The organism is Buchnera aphidicola (Astegopteryx bambusae), from assembly GCF_039365365.1.
GTDB classification, from domain to species: Bacteria; Pseudomonadota; Gammaproteobacteria; order Enterobacterales; family Enterobacteriaceae; genus Buchnera_G; species Buchnera_G aphidicola_B.
On the sequence record NZ_CP134985.1, the window covers coordinates 149,679 to 170,937 of the forward strand.

At 20.4% G+C, this 21,259-nt stretch carries 15 protein-coding genes; 5 read left to right on the forward strand and 10 right to left on the reverse strand.

Annotation, left to right across the window (positions count from 1 at the left end; genetic code table 11):
- Positions 1–43 precede the first annotated feature (43 nt).
- From thrC to dksA, 4 genes are all read right to left on the reverse strand, one after another.
- Positions 44–1,339: a threonine synthase gene (gene thrC, locus RJD44_RS00710; RefSeq protein ID WP_343190073.1), complete on the reverse strand. Its 1,296-nt coding sequence runs from the start codon at positions 1,337–1,339 to the stop codon at positions 44–46.
- Positions 1,340–1,343: 4 nt separating this feature from the next.
- Positions 1,344–2,273, reverse strand: coding sequence for a homoserine kinase (gene thrB, locus RJD44_RS00715; protein ID WP_343190074.1), 930 nt, complete (start codon positions 2,271–2,273; stop codon positions 1,344–1,346).
- 17 nt (positions 2,274–2,290) lie between these two features.
- Positions 2,291–4,738 carry a bifunctional aspartate kinase/homoserine dehydrogenase I gene (gene thrA / locus RJD44_RS00720; RefSeq protein WP_343190075.1) on the reverse strand — a complete coding sequence of 816 codons (2,448 nt, stop codon included), beginning with the start codon at positions 4,736–4,738 and terminating at the stop codon, positions 2,291–2,293.
- Positions 4,739–4,864: 126 nt separating this feature from the next.
- Positions 4,865–5,317, reverse strand: a complete 453-nt coding sequence (dksA, locus tag RJD44_RS00725) for an RNA polymerase-binding protein DksA (RefSeq protein ID WP_343190076.1) — start codon at positions 5,315–5,317, stop codon at positions 4,865–4,867.
- 197 nt (positions 5,318–5,514) lie between these two features.
- Here dksA and truA point away from each other — a divergent pair, with 197 nt between their 5' ends.
- The 5 genes from truA (at position 5,515) to lpdA (ending at position 14,799) form a co-directional block, all read left to right on the forward strand.
- Positions 5,515–6,321 carry a tRNA pseudouridine(38-40) synthase TruA gene (gene truA, locus RJD44_RS00730; protein WP_343190077.1) on the forward strand — a complete coding sequence of 269 codons (807 nt, stop codon included), beginning with the start codon at positions 5,515–5,517 and terminating at the stop codon, positions 6,319–6,321.
- Between the two features lie 117 nt (positions 6,322–6,438).
- Entirely contained in the window at positions 6,439–9,057 is a 2,619-nt protein-coding gene (gene secA / locus RJD44_RS00735; RefSeq protein WP_343190078.1) for a preprotein translocase subunit SecA, read from the forward strand.
- Between the two features lie 353 nt (positions 9,058–9,410).
- Positions 9,411–12,074, forward strand: coding sequence for a pyruvate dehydrogenase (acetyl-transferring), homodimeric type (aceE, locus tag RJD44_RS00740; protein ID WP_343190079.1), 2,664 nt, complete (start codon positions 9,411–9,413; stop codon positions 12,072–12,074).
- A gap of 13 nt (positions 12,075–12,087) precedes the next feature.
- Positions 12,088–13,302 (forward strand): 2-oxo acid dehydrogenase subunit E2, encoded by a 1,215-nt coding sequence (locus RJD44_RS00745; protein ID WP_343190080.1) that lies wholly within the window; start codon positions 12,088–12,090, stop codon positions 13,300–13,302.
- Between the two features lie 84 nt (positions 13,303–13,386).
- Positions 13,387–14,799: a dihydrolipoyl dehydrogenase gene (lpdA, locus tag RJD44_RS00750; RefSeq protein ID WP_428994204.1), complete on the forward strand. Its 1,413-nt coding sequence runs from the start codon at positions 13,387–13,389 to the stop codon at positions 14,797–14,799.
- Between the two features lie 309 nt (positions 14,800–15,108).
- Here the strand turns inward: lpdA and erpA are convergent, their stop codons facing one another.
- From erpA to ilvB, 6 genes are all read right to left on the reverse strand, one after another.
- Complete coding sequence (erpA, locus tag RJD44_RS00755; protein WP_343190082.1) at positions 15,109–15,426, reverse strand: iron-sulfur cluster insertion protein ErpA; 318 nt, start codon at positions 15,424–15,426, stop codon at positions 15,109–15,111.
- A 162-nt stretch (positions 15,427–15,588) separates the two neighbouring features.
- The gene (gene ftsZ, locus RJD44_RS00760) at positions 15,589–16,749 is read right to left on the reverse strand and encodes a cell division protein FtsZ (RefSeq protein ID WP_343190083.1); all 1,161 of its coding nucleotides are present in this window, start codon (positions 16,747–16,749) and stop codon (positions 15,589–15,591) included.
- Between the two features lie 17 nt (positions 16,750–16,766).
- Entirely contained in the window at positions 16,767–18,002 is a 1,236-nt protein-coding gene (ftsA, locus tag RJD44_RS00765) for a cell division protein FtsA (RefSeq protein ID WP_343190084.1), read from the reverse strand.
- A 212-nt stretch (positions 18,003–18,214) separates the two neighbouring features.
- The gene (rsmH, locus tag RJD44_RS00770; RefSeq protein ID WP_343190085.1) at positions 18,215–19,153 is read right to left on the reverse strand and encodes a 16S rRNA (cytosine(1402)-N(4))-methyltransferase RsmH; all 939 of its coding nucleotides are present in this window, start codon (positions 19,151–19,153) and stop codon (positions 18,215–18,217) included.
- Between the two features lie 33 nt (positions 19,154–19,186).
- Positions 19,187–19,432, reverse strand: a complete 246-nt coding sequence (gene ilvN, locus RJD44_RS00775; RefSeq protein WP_343190086.1) for an acetolactate synthase small subunit — start codon at positions 19,430–19,432, stop codon at positions 19,187–19,189.
- Positions 19,429–21,138 (reverse strand): biosynthetic-type acetolactate synthase large subunit, encoded by a 1,710-nt coding sequence (ilvB, locus tag RJD44_RS00780; protein ID WP_343190087.1) that lies wholly within the window; start codon positions 21,136–21,138, stop codon positions 19,429–19,431. The genes ilvN and ilvB overlap by 4 nt, the downstream gene beginning before the upstream one ends.
- Positions 21,139–21,259 lie beyond the last annotated feature (121 nt).

Consider the following 21,259-nt stretch of genomic DNA (forward strand, 5'->3'; position numbering starts at 1 on the left):
AAGTGTGTTTAATTTTTTTACTTGTTAGGAAACTTAATTTATTTTACGTTAAAAATTTTTTTAATAAATTGAATTTTGGATCTATAGAAAATGAAAAAGATTTCATATTTTTTTGGTGCTTAATTTTTTCAGGTAATTTTATTTTTTTATTTATAATTTCTTCTACTGTATCTTTGAATTTGGATGGATGTGCTGTTCCTAAAAATAGCCCATATTCTTCTTTTTTTATTTTTTTTTTTAATATTGTATATGCTACTGCAGCATGCGGCTCAGAAATATATTTTAATTTATATAATTTTTTTATACTTTTTTTTGTTTGTTTTTCTGATACTGATCCAAATTTTAAGTATTTTGAATTTTTTATATTCCATTTTTTTTGTTTAAATAATTCTATTATTCTATCCCAATTGTTTGGAATACTAATATCCATTGCATTAGAAATTGTAGAAATTGTTTTTTTAGGTTCCCATTTATTATATTTTAAAAATCTAGGAACTGTGTCATTAGAATTTGTAGATGCTATAAAACTTTTTATTGGAAGTCCTATTGACTTAGCTATTAATCCTGCTGTTATGTTACCAAAATTTCCACATGGAACTGATATTATTAAATTTTTTCTATATTTTTTTTTTAAATTAGAAAATGCTTCAAAATAATAACAAATTTGAGCTAACAATCTACTTATATTTATAGAATTTCCTGAATTCAAACCAATTTTTTTTTTTAATTTTGAATCGTTGAACGCAATTTTTACTAATTTTTGACATTCATCAAAACTTCCATTTACAGATATTGTTTTTACATTTTCTTCTAAAGTACAAAACATTTTTTCTTGTATTTTGCTTATTTTTCCTTTTGGATATAATATAACTACATTTACATTTTTCATTTTATAAAATGCATTTGCGACAGCTGCTCCAGTATCTCCTGAAGTTGCAGTTAATATTGTTACTTTGCCTTTATTTTTTTTTTTTAAAAAATATATTATTTGAGACATAAATCTTGCACCAAAATCTTTAAAAGCTAATGTAGGTCCATGAAATAATTCTAAACATGCAATATTTTTTTCTATTTTTCTTATTTTTGGAATTGTATGTTCAAAAGATTTTTTTATTATTTTGCGTAAATTAGTTTTAGATATTTCATTTCCTATAAAAGCATTTAATATTTTAAAACTTTTTTCAAAAAAATTCATTTTTAATATTTTTTTTATTTCTTTTTTTTTAAAAAATGGTATTTTTTTTGGAAAAAACAAACCTTGTTTTTCACACAATCCAAGTTGAACAGCTTCTAAAAAGGTTACTTCTTTAAAAATATTTTTTAAACTATATAGTTTCATTATATTATCCAATTATTGTTGTTCCTTTATTATTTACTTTACATATTTTTACAAATCCTTCTTTTTTTTTTAAATAATTTTTTGTCAACCATTGTGATATTTTTTTTGATATTGTAATATTTTTACATATAGAAAAAATTGTTGGACCTGATCCAGATATTCCAAATCCTATTGCACCCATTTTTTCTATAGTTTTTTTTATTTCTATAAAATTTGGTATATATTTCATTCTATATGGTTCTGCTATTAAATCTTTTATAAATTTAGAAGCTAATTTCTGTTGCATAGAATATGATGAATGTATAAATCCTGATAGATTTCTACTATGTTCAACGCAAGTTTTTAACTTATATTTTTTAGGTAATATTTTTCTAGCTTGTAGAGTAGATGTTTTTGTTCCCGGCCAAGCTACTATCCATATCCAATTTTTAAAAAATGGTATATTTTGACTTATTATATTTTTTTTATTTAATATTATTTGAAGCCCTCCTAAAAAACAAGGAGCGACGTTGTCATAATGCACATTACCAGAAATTTTTCCTTCTAATTTTCCCATTAATTTTAAAAGTTCAATGTTAGATAATGGATTATTGCAAAATACATTCATAGCAACTAAACTTGATGAAATTGAACATGCACTAGAACCAAGTCCTGACCCTATAGGAATGTTTTTTTCTAAAGTTATTAATACTGATATGTTTTTTTTTATTTTTTTACAAAAATATTTCCAACATTGCCATATAATATTTTTTGTAAATTTTTTTGGAAGTTGTTTTGAGAATTTTCCAATATTTTTTATTTTAAAATTTTTATATTTTTTTATTTCTATAGTATCTCCTAAATTAGAATTGTCTAATGGAGAAATTGCTAATCCTAGTGTGTCAAATCCTACACTTATATTTCCTATAGTAGCTGGTGAATAAATTTTTATCATTATTTTTTTCCATGTGATTATGATATTATGCGTAATAAGTCTGAAAATACTCCAGCTGAAGTAACTTGATTTCCTGCGCCATATCCTCTTAATATTAATGGTATTGGGCTATAATATTTGCTATAAAATATGAATGCATTTTCACCATTTTTTATTTCATATAATGGGTCTTTTTTATCTATACTTTCTATTTTTACAATACAATTTCCATTTTTTGATATTGATCCTACTAATCTTAGTACTTTTTTATTTTTTTTTGCTTGTAAAATTTTTTTTGAATAAAAATGTTCTAGATCTTTTATTTGTATTGTTGTTTTTTCTTTTATAAATTTATTTTTTTTTATATTTTCAGGTAGAATTTTTTCTATGTTAATATCTTTTAATTCTAAATTGTAACCAATTTCTCTAGCTATAATTAACAATTTTCTAGCTACATCTATTCCAGATAAATCATCTATTGGATTAGGTTCAGTAAATCCAAGTTTTTTTGCTTTTTCTACTGCTTTTGATATAGAACATTTTTCCTCTAATTTTCCAAAAATATATGATAAAGATCCAGATAATATTCCTCTAAATTTTATTATTTTATCTCCGGAATTAATTAAATTTTTTAAATTTTCTATTATTGGTAACCCAGCTCCTACATTTGTTTCATATAAAAATTTTTTTTTATACTTTATTGAATATTTTCTAATTTTTTTATAATAATTAATATTATCTGTGTTTGCTTTTTTATTAGATGATATTATATGAAATTTGTTTTTTATAAAGTAATCATATTTTTTAGAAATATATTTACTAGATGTACAATCTATTATAACAGGATTGTTTAAATTATTTTTTCTTATTTTTTTTATAAAATGTTTTATATTAAAATTTTTTATTTTTTTATTTATAAAATTTTGTATTTGTATTTTTTTTATATGATTTTTTTGTACTATATAATTTTTTGAGTTTGCAATACCTAGTATTTTTATTTCTATTTTCTTTTCTTTTAATTTTTTTTTTTGATTATAAATTTGATTTAAAAAACTATTACCAACTCCTCCTACACCTAATAAGTATATTTCTATTATTTTTTTTTTATAAAAAAATTCATTGTGTATAGATATTATTGAACTTTTAAGATATTTTTTTTTTATTATTATTGAAATTGAGTTTTTTGAATTTTCTAAAATTATTGAAATTATTTTTACATTAATTTTTTTTATTGCATAAATTATTTTATATAATATTTTTGTTTTTGATGATATGTTCTTTCCTATAATAGATATTATTGATAAGTTTTTTTTTATTTTTATTTTACATTTTTGATCTTTCTTAAAATGTTTTTCTATAAAATTTTTTAAAATTTTTATGTTTTCATTATTATCATAATTAGATTTTATAATTGTAATTTTTTTTTCACTTATTATTTTAGTATTAAATATTTTATATTGGCTATTTTCTTGTTCATACATTAATATTTTTTTCAATATTTTTTTATTTACATTTTTTTTAAAAAATATTTGTATTATTGCTGAATTTTTTAAATATGTAATACTTTTTATTGAGATTTTACTATTATTTTCAGAATTTTTGTGTATTAATGTTCCTTTAATATTTGGAAAATATGAATTTTTTATAATGCATGGTATATTTTTTTTATATAAAGGATATATTGCTTTTGGGTGTATTATTTCTGATCCACATTTTGCTAGTTCTAAAGTTTCTTCATATGAAATTTTTTTTATATGTTTTGCATTGTAAACAATTTTTGGATCTGCTGTATATATTCCATTTACGTCTTTCCAAATTTCACATAATTCTACATGTAGACAATTTGATAATATTGTTGCTGAATAATCAGATCCGTTTCTTCCTAATAATGTTGTTTCTTTATTTTTGTTTCCTGATATAAATCCTGGCATTAAAATTATTTTTTCTTTATATTTTTTTGTACTTTTTAATTTTTTGCAGGATGCATCTATATTTATTTTTGCATTTAAATAATTATTATTAGAAATTATTTTTTTTACAGGATTTATTATTTTAGATTTTACGTTCATATTTTTTAAAATATAATGCATAATTTCTACTGATATGATTTCTCCTTTACTTATTATAATTGCTTTTTCTTTTTCATTTATTTTTTTTGTATGTGTTCTATTTTTTAATATTTTTTCTATTTTTTTTATATGATTATTTAATATATTTTTTAGTACTGAAATTTTAATTTTTTTTTCTATTAATAAAATATTTATTAATATTTTTTTGAGTTTTTTTTTAATTTTTTCTAAATTATCATTATTTTTCTTATTTTCATAATTTTTTATGTAAGAAATTAAATAATTAGTAATTTTATATGGAGCTGATAATACTACATAAATTTTGTTGTTTTTACTTTTTTTTTTTAATATTTTTGATATTTTTATAAATTTTTTTGCATTTGATAAAGAAGAACCGCCAAATTTTAATACTTTCACAATTTTATTTTTCCTATATACAGATTTATATTTTTATATATAAAATTTTTTAAAGTTTATTTTTATGATTATGATTTTATATTTTATAATAATATTTTTTTAAATAAAATTATATTATAAATATATTTATTTTATAATTTGTTTTTCTCTAATTTCTGCTAGAGTTTTACAATCTATGCATAAATTTGCTGTTGGTCTAGCTTCTAATCTTTTTATTCCTATTTTAATATCACATGAACAACAATATCCAAAATTTTTTAATTCAATTTTTTTTAGAGTATTATTTATTTTTTTTATTGTTTTAATATCTCTTACGCTATTTTGCAAATTTAGACTAAATTCTTCTTCTTGTACTGCTCTATCAATTGGATCTGGAAAATTTATTTGTTCTCCTGATATATTATTTTTATAATATTTGTTTCTGTTTTCTATTTGTTTTTTCCATGCTTTTAATATTTTTGTAAAATGTTTTATTTGGTTTTTGTTCATATACTTTTCATTTTTTTTATTTTTATATGGTTTTACTTTTGCAATTGATAATATGCTTAAAGAAGACATTTTCTTTTTTTTTATTTTCATATATTTGTTCCACATTATAATTTTGTTATTTTTTTAAAACAATTTTATATTATATAAATATTTTTTTAATATAAGGTTTAAATATTTTAATTCAATTAATTAAATTAGTATAAAAATGCTTATTAGAATTTATTAATAAAAATATGATACTAATATATTAATATTTTTCAACTTTTATTTTTGGTAATTTTAATATTATGAGAATTGCATTAGGAATAGAATATAACGGAACAAATTATCATGGATGGCAAATTCAAAAAAATGTGATGACTGTACAAAATGTATTAGAAAAATGCTTATCTATAATAGCTAATGAAAAAATTTTAGTTCATTGTGCGGGTAGAACTGACGCGCAAGTTCATAGTGTTGGTCAAGTTGTGCATTTTAATACTAATTCTGTTAGAAAAAATAAATCTTGGATATTAGGTACAAATTTTTATTTACCTAATGATATTTCTGTTATTTGGGCAAAAGAAGTTCCATATAATTTTCATGCTAGACATAGTGCAATTTATAGACATTATAGATATATAATAAATAATAGTAGTTATAAATCTGTATTTTTTAAAAATAATTTTTTTAATTTTAATAAAAATTATCTAGATGATAAAAGAATGAATATGTCTGCAAAATATTTAATTGGTGAACATGATTTTTCTTCATTTCGTTCTAAAAATTGTCAATCTAAAGTTTCATATAGATATGTTTTTACATCAAAAGTGTATAGAATAAATTCTTTTATAATATTTGATATTATTGCAAATTCATTTTTGCATAATATGGTCAGAAATATAGTTAGTGAATTAATAAAAATTGGTTCCAAAAAAAAAGATATATTTTGGATTAAGAAATTGTTGTGTATGAAAAACAATAATTTTTTAAACTGTTCATCTGATCCTTCTGGTTTATATTTATTTTATGTAAAGTATCCAAGATTTTTTAAATTTCCTAAATTATATTATAAAAATATTTCAAATGTTTTTAGAAACTTTTATAACACTTAAAAATATTTTTAATATTTTTTCATACATTTTCATATAAAAACATATTATGCTGATATAATTTATAGAAATTTTTTAATTTTTTTTAAAGTAATTGTTTTTGATATGAGAAATATTTTTATGTTAATACATTTTTTTAAAAATTTATTTAAAAGTAAACATGAAAAAATTTTAGAAAAAGTTAGAATAATATTGAATTTAATTAATGATATGGAAATTAAATTTTCTAAATTAAGTGATAAGCATTTGAAAAATCATACTAAAAAATATCGTAATAAAATTTTTAATGGAATGTCTTTAAAAAATATATTACCTGAAGCTTATGCTACAGTTAGAGAAGCTAGTAAGAGAGTTTTAGGAATGAGACATTTTGATGTTCAAATTATAGGAGGAATAATTTTAAATGATAGATGTATAGCAGAAATGAAAACTGGAGAAGGTAAAACATTAACTTCTGTACTTCCAATATACTTAAATGCATTGCCTGGTATAGGAGTTCATGTAATTACTATGAATGATTATTTAGCAAAAAGAGATTATGAACAAAATAAACAATTATTTGATTTTCTTGGAATTAGTTCTGGTTTAAATTTGTCAAATATGAATGTTAGTATGAAAAAAGCTGCATATCTTTCAGATGTTACATATGGTACAAACAATGAATTTTGTTTTGATTATTTAAGAGATAACATGGTTTTATGTATAAATGATAAAGTTCAAAGAACATTAAATTATGCAATAATAGATGAAATTGATTCTATTTTAATTGATGAAGCTAGAACTCCTTTAACAATATCAGGTTGTATGAAATCTGATAAAAATTTATATAAAAAAATTAATGACTTAGCGTCTATGTTTATTTTACAAAAAAAATCTTTACATAAAAGTTCAGATATTAAAGGTGATTTTTATATAGATAAAAAAAGAAAACAAATTCATTTTACTGATATTGGATTTAAAAAAATAGAAAAAATTTTTTTAGAAAATAGATTTTTGAACAATAATTTTTCTCTATATTCTTCTAAAAATATTATTTTATTTCAATATATAACAAATGCATTAAAAGCAAATAAATTATTTATTAAAAATGTAGATTATATTGTTAAAAATAACAAAATTTTAATAGTAGATGAACATACAGGAAGAATTTCTAAAAGCAGAATATGGTCTGATGGTTTGCATCAAGCTATAGAAGCTAAAGAAAATATAAAAATTCATAATAATAGTTATACACTATCTTCAATAACTTTTCAAAATTATTTTCGTCTTTATCACAAACTTTCTGGTATGACAGGTACTGCTTCAACAGAATCTGAAGAGTTTAAAACTATATATAATTTAAATACTATTTCTGTGCCAACTAATAAAAAAATTTGTAGAAAAGATTTTACAGATTTAATATACATTACGGAAAAAGAAAAAATTAGATCTATAATATTAGATATAAAGTCTTGTATAAAAAAAAAACAACCAGTTTTAGTAGGAACTGTTTCTATAGAAAAATCAGAAATAATTTCAAATGAGTTAAATAAATTGAATATTAAACATAATATTTTAAATGCCAAATTCCATAAAAAAGAAGCAAAAATAATAGAAAACGCAGGTATGTTAGGAGCCATTACTATATCTACTAATATGGCTGGAAGAGGTACTGATATAATGTTAGGAGGTAGTTTTAAAAAATTTTGTAAAAATTATAAAAAAAAAAATAAATTTTGTGATAACAAAAAAATTTTTAAAATGTGGAAAAAAAATAGAAATTTTGTTTTATCTTCTGGAGGTTTACATATAATAGGAACAGAAAGACATGAATCTAGAAGAATAGATGATCAGCTTAGAGGAAGATCTGGACGTCAAGGAGATATAGGATCTTCTAGATTTTATGTTTCTATGGAGGATCCTTTAATTAAAACATTTGTACCTAATAAAGTGATTTATATGATTCAAAGATTAGGAATAAAAAAAAATCAAGAAATTAGTAATATTTTTATAAGTAAAGCAATACATAATTCTCAAAAAAAATTAGAAAATTATAATTATGAAATTAGAGCTAAGTTGTTAGAATATGATGATATTATAAATGAACAAAGGCTTATATTTTATGAAAATAGAAATAAAATATTAAATAGTAAAAATATTTTTAAAACAATTTTTAATATTTCTAAAGAAGTTTTTAAATCTTTAGTAAATTCATATTTTTTAAAAAAAAATCAAAATAATATAAAAAGTTTAGATGCATTAAAAATACATTTAAAAAAATCTTTTAATTTAGATTATTGTAATATAAATAATTATATTGAAAATCATCTTATTACTAATAATCAATTTAATAATAATATTTTTAAAATTTTTAAAAAAAATTATTGTAAAAAAAAAAAATATGTTGATAAAAATGAATTTAATAAATTTCAAAAAATTTTAATATTAAAAATATTAGATATATTTTGGATAGAACATTTATATGATTTAGAACATTTAAAAAATAATATACATCTTAGAGGATATGCTGAAAGGAACCCAAAACAAGAATACAAAAAAGAATCTTTTTTGATGTTTATGGGTATGATAAGTTTTGTAAAATGTGAAGTTGTTTCATTAACAAGTTTTTTTTATTCTAATAAATATTCATGTAATTTTTTTATTTATTTAATAGATATTTTTTATAATAAAAAGTTTTTTTTAGAAATTTCATTTTTTGAATTTATAAACAATAATTTTTTCTTAAAAAAAAATAATTAATTTTTTTTATTATAAACATAATATATTATATTTTAAATTTATAAAATAATTTTTTTATTAAAATTTTTTATAACTATTAGATAATTAAATTTTATAAAAAATTTTATTTAAAATGTTTTTATATAATTAAATATGTACACACTTATATAAAAAATGTTAAAAATATGTTTTATTTTAAATATTTGTTAAAGAATACATATAATATTGTTTTTATTTTTTTTATAAAAAAATTAGTTTAAAATATTTTACTTTATATTAAAATTATGATTTTTTAAGAAATGTAAAAATTTTTTTGTTTTTATATTCTTAAAAGTTATATTATATATAAAATTATTAATAAAATTAGGATATTTATGCTAAAAAATTTTAATAAAGATATAGATAATGAAGAATTGTTTGAATGGATTTTATCAATCAGATCTTTTATACATAGACAAGGTATTAAAAAATCAAAAATTTTATTAAAAAAAATTTTTAAAACGTTTAATAAATTAGGGGTAAAATATACAACAAATAGTTTTTTTTTAAATAACTATTTAAATTCTATATCAAAAATTGATGAAAAAAAATATCCTGGAAATTTAAAAATTGAAAAAAAAATTAGATCAGCCATGAGATGGAATGCAATAGTAATGGTATTAAAATCTTCTAATAAAAATTTAGATTTAGGAGGCCATATTTCATCTTTTCAATCTTCAGCTCATATATATGATGTATGTTTTAATCATTTTTTTAAAGCTGGAAATTTAAAAAATTCTGGTGATTTAATATATTTTCAAGGACATATTTCTCCTGGAATATATTCAAGATCATTTTTAGAAGGAAGAATTACAGAAGATCAAATGAATAATTTTAGACAAGAAACTGATGGTATAGGATTATCTTCATATCCTCATCCAAAGTTAATGCCAAGTTTTTGGCAATTTCCAACTGTTTCCATGGGTTTAACTTCTGTGTTTTCTATATATCAAGCTAAATTTTTAAAATATATTCATAATAGAAAACTTAAAGATACTACTTCACAAAAAGTGTATGCTTTTTTAGGAGATGGAGAAATGGATGAACCTGAATCTAAAGGTTTAATTAATATAGCCGCGAGAGAAAAATTAGATAATTTAATTTTTATAATAAACTGTAATTTACAAAGGTTAGATGGACCAGTATATGGAAATGGTAAAATTATAAATGAACTAGAATCTTTTTTTTTAGGATCTGGATGGGAAGTCATAAAAGTTATTTGGGGAAGTAATTGGGATACTTTAATAGACAAAGATAATTCTGGAAAGTTGATTAAACTTATGAATGAAACTTTGGATGGAGATTATCAAAATTTTAAGTCTAAAGATGGTAATTTTATAAGAAAAAATTTTTTTGGAAAATATAAAGAAACAAGAAAATTAGTAAAAAATATGACAGATGATGAAATACTAAATTTAAAAAGAGGTGGTCATGATTCTATAAAAATTTTTAATGCTATTTATAAAGCAAATTTAATAAAAGAAAAACCAGTAGTAATTTTAATTCATACTGTTAAAGGATATGGTTTAGGAAAAGTTGGAGAAAGTAAAAACATATCTCATCAATTAAAAAATATTGATATGAAATCAATTGTAAATATAAAAAAAAGATTGTCATTAAAAATATATGAAGATAAAGAAAAAAATTTATCTTATATAAATTTTAAAAAAAAATCTAAAGAATATAAATATATTCATGAAAATAGAAAAAGATTAGGCGGTTATGTTCCTTTTAGAAGAAAAAAATTTACTGAAAAACTCATACTACCTAAAATAAAAGAATTTAAATCATTATTAATTAAACAAAGAAAAAAAATATCTACAACTGTTTCTTTTATTAGAATTTTAAATATTTTGTTAAAAAATAAATTTATTCAAAATAGAATCATTCCTATAATTGCAGATGAAGCTAGAACATTTGGAATGGAAAGTTTATTTAGAAAAATTGGAATATATAGTTCTTTAGGGCAAAAATATATTCCTCAAGACAAGGATGATTTTTTGTATTATAAAGAAGATAAAAAAGGTCAAATTTTGCAAGAAGGTATAAATGAATTAGGTGCTGGAGCATCTTGGTTAGCTGCTGCTACATCTTATAGTAATAATAATTTTCCAGTAATTCCATTTTATATATATTATTCTATTTTTGGTTTTCAAAGAATTGGAGATTTACTTTGGGCTGCAGGAGATCAACAAGCAAGAGGTTTTTTAATAGGAGCTGTTTCAGGAAGAACAACATTAAATGGAGAAGGATTACAACATAGTGATGGACATAGTCATATTTATTCTTTAACAATACCTAATTGTGTATCTTTTAATCCTGCGTATTCTTATGAATTGGCTGTTATAATTCATGATGGTATGAATAAAATGTATGGTATAAATCAAAAAAATATATATTATTATATAACCGTTGTGAATGAAAGTTATAATATGCCTAAAATTCCTAAAAATTCTGAATATGGAATTTGTAAAGGAATGTATAAATTAAAAAAATTTGAAGGAACGTTTAAACATGTTCAATTATTAGGATCTGGATCTATTCTAAATAAAGTATGTTTAGCTGGAAAAATTTTGTCAGAAGAATATAATATATCTTCAGATATTTATAGTGTTACTTCTTTTACAGAACTAGCAAGAGATGGTCAAGATTGTGATAGATGGAACATGTTACATCCAAATGATTTACCAAAAATATCATATATTTCAAAAATTATGAATGATAGTCCTTCTGTAGCATGTACAGATTATATGAAACTTTTTGCTGAACAAATAAGAAAATATGTTCCTTCTAATGAATATGTAGTATTAGGAACAGATGGTTTTGGAAAATCTGATAGTAGAGATAAGTTAAGAGAACATTTTGAAATCAATGAATTTTATATAATTATATCTGTACTAACAATATTTTATAATAAAAAAATAATAAATAAAGACATAGTATTAAATGCAATTAAAAAATTTAATATTAATGTAAATAAAGTTAATCCGCGCATATAACAAGAGGTTTTAAGTGTATAAAACAGTTAAGATTCCAGATGTTGGAAAAGAAGAATTAGAAGTTGTAGAAATATTGATAAAAGTTGGAGATTTTATAAAAAAAAATCAAAATATTATTGTAATAGAAGGAGAAAAAACTTCTATTGAAATACCTTCAAAAAAAGATGGAAAAGTAAAAAAAATTTTTTTAAATATTGGAGACAAAGTAACAACTAATTCAAAAATATTGTTGTTAAAATCTAAAATTAAAAATAAAATTTTTGAAGATAAAGTATATAATTTAAATGATAAATTTAATAAAAATAATGATATAGACACGTGTGATAAAATATATGCATCACCTATGGTGAGAAGATTGGCTAGAAAAAATGATGTAAATTTGTTAAAGATAAAAGGAACAGGAGAAAAAAATAGAATATCTAAAGAAGATTTTTTTAAATATTTAGAAAATTCAAAGAATAAACATAATAAAATTTATAAAAACAATTTTTTAGAAAAACAATTTGATTTTGAAAATTTTGGAGAAGTAGAAAAAATTTCTTTAAACAAAATACAAAAAGTTGTTTCTAAAAATTTATATGACAGTTGGTCAAAAATACCTCATGTAACACAATTTGATGAAATAGACATAACTAGATTAGAAAAATTTAGAAAAAAAATAAATTTAGATATTATTTCTAAAAATGTTTCTAATTCTAAAATAACACTACTTCCTTTTATTATAAAATCATTAGGTCATGCTTTAAAAAAATTTAAAAATTTTAATAGTTCATATTCTCAAAAAGATGACATTTTATTTTTAAAAAAATATATTAATATAGGAATAGTTGTAAATTCCAAAAATGGATTGTTTATTCCTGTAATAAAAAATATCTTAGAAAAAAGTATACTAAATATTTCTAATGATATAAAAAAATTTGCTAAAAATATTAGATCAAATTGTTTTAATAATATAAATATGAAAGGTGGAAATTTTACTGTATCTAGTTTAGGAGGTTATGGTGGTGGGCATTTTACTCCTATTATAAATTATCCAGAAGTTGCCATTTTAGGAATTTCAAAATTTTTTCACAAAAATATTTTTTTAGAAAAAAAAATGTTAAATAAAATTATTCTTCCAATATCATTAAGTTATGATCATAGAGTAATAAATGGTGTTGAAGCTTTAAATTTTATAAATTTTATAAAAGTTAAGTTAGAAGAATTTTATAATTTTATAATAGAATAATTTTTTAAAAAAATTTAAAATAATTTTTTATTTATATATAAATTAATTTTATAAAAATAAAAGCATTCAGAGAGAGTTTTAAATATTATGAAAGATTTGAATACACACACAGTTGTAATAGGTGGAGGTCCATCTGGATATTCTGCTGCTTTTAGACTAGCAGATTTAGGTGTAAATACTGTGTTAATAGAAAAAAAGGATGTTTTAGGAGGAGTATGTTTAAATAATGGATGTATACCATCTAAATATTTATTGCATATATCTGAAGTTATTGAAGAAGCAAAAAAATTAAGTAGATTTGGAATTAAAATAAACATAAATGAAACAAATTTTTTAAAAATTATGTTAGAGAAAAACAAAATAATTAAAAATTTAAATATTGGAATAAAAAATATTTCTAAAAAAAAAAATATAACTGTATTACATGGAACTGCTTATTTTGAAAGCAAAAATAGCATAATAGTAAATTATAATAATAAATTTTCAAAAACATATCAGAGAATAATTTTTAAAAATGCTGTTATATCTACAGGTTCTAAACCAATTGTTCTAAAAAATATTCCTTATAAAAATGTAAGAATATGGAATTCTGACGATGCATTAAATTTTTTAAAAGTACCAAAAAAAATATTAATAATTGGTTCAGGAGTTATTGGAATGGAAATGGCTACAATTTATAGTGCATTTGGATCAAAAATAGATGTTGTGGAAAGATCTGATAGTTTGTTTTCTTTTTTAGACGAAGATATTGTTGATATTTTTAAAAATTCTATAAAAGATAGATTTAATCTATTGTTAGGAACAAATATAATAAAAATTGTAGAAAAAAAAGAAGGATTATTAGTTAGTTTTAGTAATAAAAAAAATTTTAATAAAAAAATTTTATATGATGTAATTTTGGTTTCTGTTGGTAGAAAACCTAATACCAAGGAACTAAAATTAGAAAATATATTTGTTAAAAAAGATAAATTTGGTTATATAAAAGTAGATAAAAAACTTAGAACTAATGTAAAAAATATTTATGCAATAGGAGATGTTTCTGGAAACCCAATGTTAGCTCATAAGGGATCTTATCAAGGAAAAATAGTGTCTGAAATAATATGTAATGAAAATATTTTTTATGAACCAAAAATAATACCTTATATAATATATTCTAATCCAGAAATAGCATGGTCTGGTATATTGGAAAACGAAGCTAAAAAAAATAATATAAATTATAAAATTGCTAAATTTCCATGGAAATTTTCTGGGAAAGCTGTTTCTTCTTGTCATACTATGGGATTAACTAAGTTAATTTTCAATTCTGATACAAATAGAATAATAGGTGGTATTGTGATAGGATCACGTGCTAGTGAAATTTTAGGCGAAATTAGTTTAGCCATAGAAATGTGTTGTGATGCTGAAGATATATCTTTAACTATGCATGCACATCCTACTATATATGAAACAATATGCTCATCTTCAGAAATTTTTCAAAATAAATGTGTGGATATTTAATATATATTGAAATATATTTTTTTTCATTAACAAATTTTTTATTAATTATTTAAAATTAAAATACAAAGTTAAAGTATTTAAATTTTACATGCATATTATTCTCATTAAAATTTTATATTTTTTAATAATATATTTTAATTTTTATTAAAGTTAATATGCATGTATTTTTTATAAATTAAATTTTTAAAAAATGTGACAATTAAATATTTTATAAATTTATATTTTTAAAAAAGTTTATGTATACATATATTAAAAATATATTACTTTATTTTATATGAATTTTATTTCTTTATTTTAAAAAAAATTTTATTATATACTGAATGAAATTCCGCAACTACATTTTGTTTTAGCATTAGGATTTTTTATAACAAATTTTGATCCTTCTAAATTTTCTAAGTAATCTATTTTTATATTTTTTAAATACTGTATACTAATATAATCTATTATTATATTAGCATCATTTTGTTTTATAATTATGTCATTTTTTTTTATTTTTTTTTCTGTTTTAAAATCATATTTAAATCCGTTGCATCCACCTCCTATTATATATATTCTAAAATATAATTTTTTTTTTGTAATTTTTAAAATTTTTTTTATTGAATTTTTAGTAAATTTTATTTTATACATTTTATGTTTTTATTAAATAATTTTATTAACATAATGATATTATAAAAAATTTATTATATTAATATAATCAAAAGTTTTTGAAAAAATACTTATTATTATATCATTGTAATTTGTTATATATTCTATTTTTTTGAACATATTAAAAGTTTCTTTTTTTTGATTTTATAATTTATTTTTTTTATTATTTCTTAAAAATGTTGGTATATCTAAATAATCCATTTTTTTACTTTTTTTTATATAATTTTTGTTAATATTATTTTGATTGTGTCTTTTTTTATTTTTAGAATCTTTATTTAAGTATTGATTTTGATATTTTAATAACATTTTATCAGAAGTTTTTTTTTTTTCACTATTAATATTATAAATTTTTTCAGGAGAAATTCCTGTAGCTACTATTGTTACTCTTAATTCTTCTTTCATATCATCATCTAAAGATGTTCCTATTACTACTGTTGCATTTTCTGAAGAAAAATTTCTAATTGTATTTCCAACTATTTCAAATTCTTCTAATTTTAAATCTAATCCCGCTGTAATATTTACTAATACTCCTCTTGCTCCAGATAAATCTATATCTTCTAATAATGGACTAGATACTGCCATTTCTGCTGCTTCTTCAGCTCTATTTTCTCCTGAAGATATTCCAGTACCCATTATAGCATAACCCATTTCTGACATAACAGTACGAACATCAGCAAAATCTACATTCATTAACCCGGGTTTAGTAATTAGTTCTGCTATACCTTGTACTGCACCATTTAATACATTATTTGCTGCTCTAAATGCATCTAATAAAGATATTCCTCTATTTAATACTTTCAGTAACTTATCATTTGGGATAGTAATTAATGAATCTACATTTTTTGATAGTTCCATTATTCCTTGTTCCGCATACAACATTTTTTTTTTACCTTCAAAACTAAATGGTTTTGTTACTACAGCTACAGTTAATATTCCCATATTCTTTGATATTTCAGCTATTACTGGAGCTGCTCCTGTCCCTGTACCTCCTCCCATTCCTGCAGCTATAAAAATCATATCAGCACCTTCCATAGCTGTTTTTAAAGATTCTTTATCTTCTTTTGCAGAATTTTTTCCTATTTCTGGATTAGATCCTGCTCCTAATCCTCTTGTAATATTTTTTCCTATTTGTATTGTTTGTTCTACTTCTATTTTTTTTAAAGCTTGAGAATCTGTATTTACAGCAAAAAATTCTACTCCTGCAATTTTTTCCTGTATCATATGTTCTATAGCATTTCCTCCTCCGCCTCCTACTCCAATCACTTTTATTATTGCTTCTTTTATAGAATCTAAGTTTTCGAACATTTTTTTACCTTATTTTTTTATTTTATTATCCATTTATTTATTTTACTTACAATACTTTTTATAAAATTTTTATTTTTTGTTTTTTTATCAAATTTATTGTTTTTTCTTACATATTTTAAAATTCCAACAGAAGTTGAATATATAGGATCATAAATTTTTTTATTTTTATATTTTATATCTTTTGGTGTTGCTATTCTTACTTGTGTTAAAAAAATTTTTTTTGCGCAATGTTTTAAAAATTTTATTTTTGATCCTCCTCCAGTTATTACTATTCCTTTTTTTATTTCTATTTCTTTGCCAGTAATTTTATATATTTTTTTTTGTATTTTTATAATTTTTGATTTCACTATGTTTAACAATTCTTCGTATCTAGGCTCTATAACATCTATTAATCTTTGAATAGTTATATTTTTTATTATATTTCCATACGAATCTAATATATTATTATTTTTAACTTTTTCCAATATTGGTACTGTAGTACATCCATAATTTATTTTTATATTTTCTGCTTTTTTGTAAGATATAGAAAATGCATATGATATATCATTTGTAACTAACTCACTAGCATATGGTATCACATGATTATATATAGTATATCCATTATAATAGATGCTTAGGTCTATTGAGTTACTACCTATATCTATCATACATACACCTAATTTTTTTTCTTCATTGGTTAAAACTGCTTCACTAGAAGCTATTCCTGAAAATATTAATTTATTTACTTTTATTTTGCATTTTTCTATAGATTTTTTTATATTTTTATATATTTCTTTATGACATGTTATTAAATGTACTTTTCCTTTCATTCTCATGCCAGATAATCCTATTGGATTTTTTATCCCAGATATTTTATCTATTGAATATTCTTGCGGGATAACATGCAACATGATATGTTCATTATTTATTTTGATAGATTTTGCAGAATATATTACATTTTTAATATCTTGTTTTTTAATTTCTTTTCCAGATACTGGTATTATTCCTATTTCATTATGACATTTTATATTTTTGTGTGATATAGATAAATATGCTGATTTTATTTTATGTTCAGCCATTTTTTCTGCTTTATTAATAGATTTTTCTATACAATTTTTTATAGATTCTAAGTCATATATTCCTGTTTTATTAATACCTTTAGATTTATTTTTTCCTCTTCCTAAAATTTTTATATTATTATTATTGATTTCTCCTATTAATGTAACTATTTTATTATGTCCTATTTCTATGCTTGTAACTAATTTTTTTCCCATATTTTATGTCACTTTTATACTATGTTAAAAACTTTTAAATTTTTATATTTTAAAAAAATTATAAAAGTATAAGAAATTTTTTATTTTTTTTAATTTTATTATTTTATAAATATAATTTAGTTTATATTAGTTGTTTAAAATTAAAAATATATTTTTTATATATAGCAATATTTTATTATTTTATTTTTTAAAATATAAAAATTTTGCTATTTTTATTTTAGTTCTGCAATTCTTAATATTGCGCTTCTTGATTTGATGTTTTTATTGATTTCTTTTTTAGAAGGTAATATTTTTTTTAATAACTTTAATTTTTTTTTTGAATTTAAATATTCTATTTCCTTGTTAGTTATCGGTAGTTTGTTAGGTATTTCAACATTTTTACTATTTTTTTTCATAAAATTCTTTATAATTTTATCTTCTAAAGAATTAAAACTTATAATTAATAATCTACCACCATTAGATAAAATTTTTAATGAGTCTTTTAATATTTTTTTTATACATTTTAATTCTTTATTTATATGTATTCTAATTGCTTGAAAAGTTTTTGTAGCTGGATTTTTTTTCCTATTTTTTATGTTAACATTTTTTTTTATTATTTTAGACAATTCTAAAGTATTTACTATTTTTTTTTTTTTTCTATAATTTACTATAGATTTCGCAATTTTTTTTGCAAATTTTTCTTGCCCAAATTTTTTTATTATTTTAAATATTTCTTTTTCATCACTTTCATTTATCCAATCTTTTGCTGATTTCCCAGTAGTTTGATTAAATCGCATGTCTAATGGTCCATTTAACATAAACGAAAATCCTCTTTCTTTATCTTTTATTTGATTATTTGAAAATCCTAAATCTAATAAAATGCCATTAACTTTTTTTGTTATATTTAATTTATTAGTATGAAAAATCAAATTTTTAAAAGAATCATTTATAAACATAAAATTCTTATTTTTTATTTGTTTAGCAAATTTTGTACTTATCGGATCTTTATCAATTGCATATAAATATCCATTTTTTCCAATTTTTTTTAAAATATGTTTTGAATGTCCTCCTAATCCAAAAGTACAATCTATGTATATTCCGTTTTCTTTTATTTTTAAAAATTTTATTACTTCTTTTAATAATACAGGTATATGATTATTTTTTTTTAACATTTTTTGTGTTTTATATAATTTATTTTATATTTTTTAAATAGATTTTTTTATTATTTCTACATTTAAAACATCTATTAATTTTGATATTTGTTTTTTTATTTTGTTATTTGCATGTTTATTGTTATAAAATTCTACTATAGCTTTAGATAATTTTTTGTTATTTTTAAAAGGTTTTACTTTAATATTTTTTATATTATATCCTCTTTGAGAAAATAAACCTATTATTCTAGATAATACACCAGATTTATTTTCTAATAAAATATATATAATTTTTTTCATAATTTTTTCCTAACATTTTTTAACGTCATATTATTCATTCCTAATCCTTTAATTTGCATAGGATATACATGTTCTAAAGGATCAATTTTTATATCTAAAAAAACCAATTTTTTTATTTTTGTTTTTTTTAAAGCATTTTTTATATTTTTTTGCAATTCTTTTTTTTCATGTATTTCTATTCCTATATGCCCATATGATTCTGCTAATTTAGAGAAGTTCGGTAATGATTTCATGTATGATTGTGAGTATCTACTAGAATAATTTATATCTTGCCATTGTCTTACCATTCCTAATACATTATTATTTAAATTTATTATTAAAATAGGTATTTTATATTGTTTTGCTGTAGACAATTCTTGTATGTTCATTTGGATGCTTCCGTCTCCTGTTATACAAATTACATTTTTTTTAGGAAATGCTAGTTTGACTCCTAATGCTGCTGGTAATCCAAAACCCATTGTCCCTAAACCTCCAGAATTTATCCAATGTCTCGGTTTTTCAAAAGAATAATGTAAAGCTGTGAACATTTGATGCTGACCAACATCTGATGTAATATATGCTTTTCCTTTTGTGATTTTCCATAGTGTTTCTATAACATATTGTGGTTTTATTTTATTAGATATATTATTATATTTTAAACTATTAAGATTTCTCCAAAGTTGTATTTTATTCCACCATTTTTTTATATTATTTTTTTTATATTTTTTTTTGTTTAAAACTTTTATAATTTTTTTTATAAAATGTTTTGCATCCGTTACGATAGAAATTTTTGATTTTATAGTTTTTGAAATTGAAGTAGGATCTATATCTATATGTATAATTTCTGCATTTGGGCAATATTTAGAAATGTTATTAGTGGTTCTATCATCAAATCTAACTCCTATAGCTAATATTAAATCCGAATAATGCATTGCCATGTTAGCTTCATATGTTCCATGCATTCCTAACATTCCAAGACATTGTGCATGTCTACCAGGTATGGACCCTAAACCCATTAAAGACGTGGTAATTGGAAAATGTAATTTTTCTAATAAAGTTAACAAATGTTTACTACAATTAGAAGATATTATTCCTCCACCTACGTATATAATTGGTTTTTTTGATTTTATTAATTTATAAAATATTTTATTTATTTTTTTTTTTTCTATATATATATTTTTTTTTTTATTTTTTGTACTATTTTTTTTTAAAACAAAAAAATTTTTTATATTTTTTGATAATATGTTTTTCGGAATGTCTATTACTACCGGTCCTTTTCGATCTGAAGATGCTATGCAAAAAGATTTTTTAAATGTTTCACATATTTCTGAAGTTCTTCTTATTATAAAACTATGTTTAACTATTGGTCTTGAGATTCCAATCATATCACATTCTTGAAAAGCATCCTTTCCTATCAAAGAAGAATCTACTTGTCCAGATATTATTACTATAGGTATAGAATCCATATAAGATGTTGCTATTCCAGTTATTGCATTTGTAGCTCCAGGTCCAGACGTAACTAACACTACTCCTGTTTTTCCAGTAGATCTAGCATATCCATCAGCCATATGTGTTGCTGCTTGTTCATGTCTTACTAATATATGTTTTATTTTACCTATTCTTTTTATAGCATCATAAATATCTAAAACAGCTCCTCCAGGATATCCAAATATATATTTAGTTTTTTGTTTTATTAAAGAATTTACTACTAAATCTGCTCCTAACATGTTTTTTCCTTTATAATATATATTTATATATTTTTTAATTTATATTTTTAAAAATAATTGTAAACATTTTAAAAATTTTATAATTGTATTTAATATTAAATATTATCATATAATTTTATAA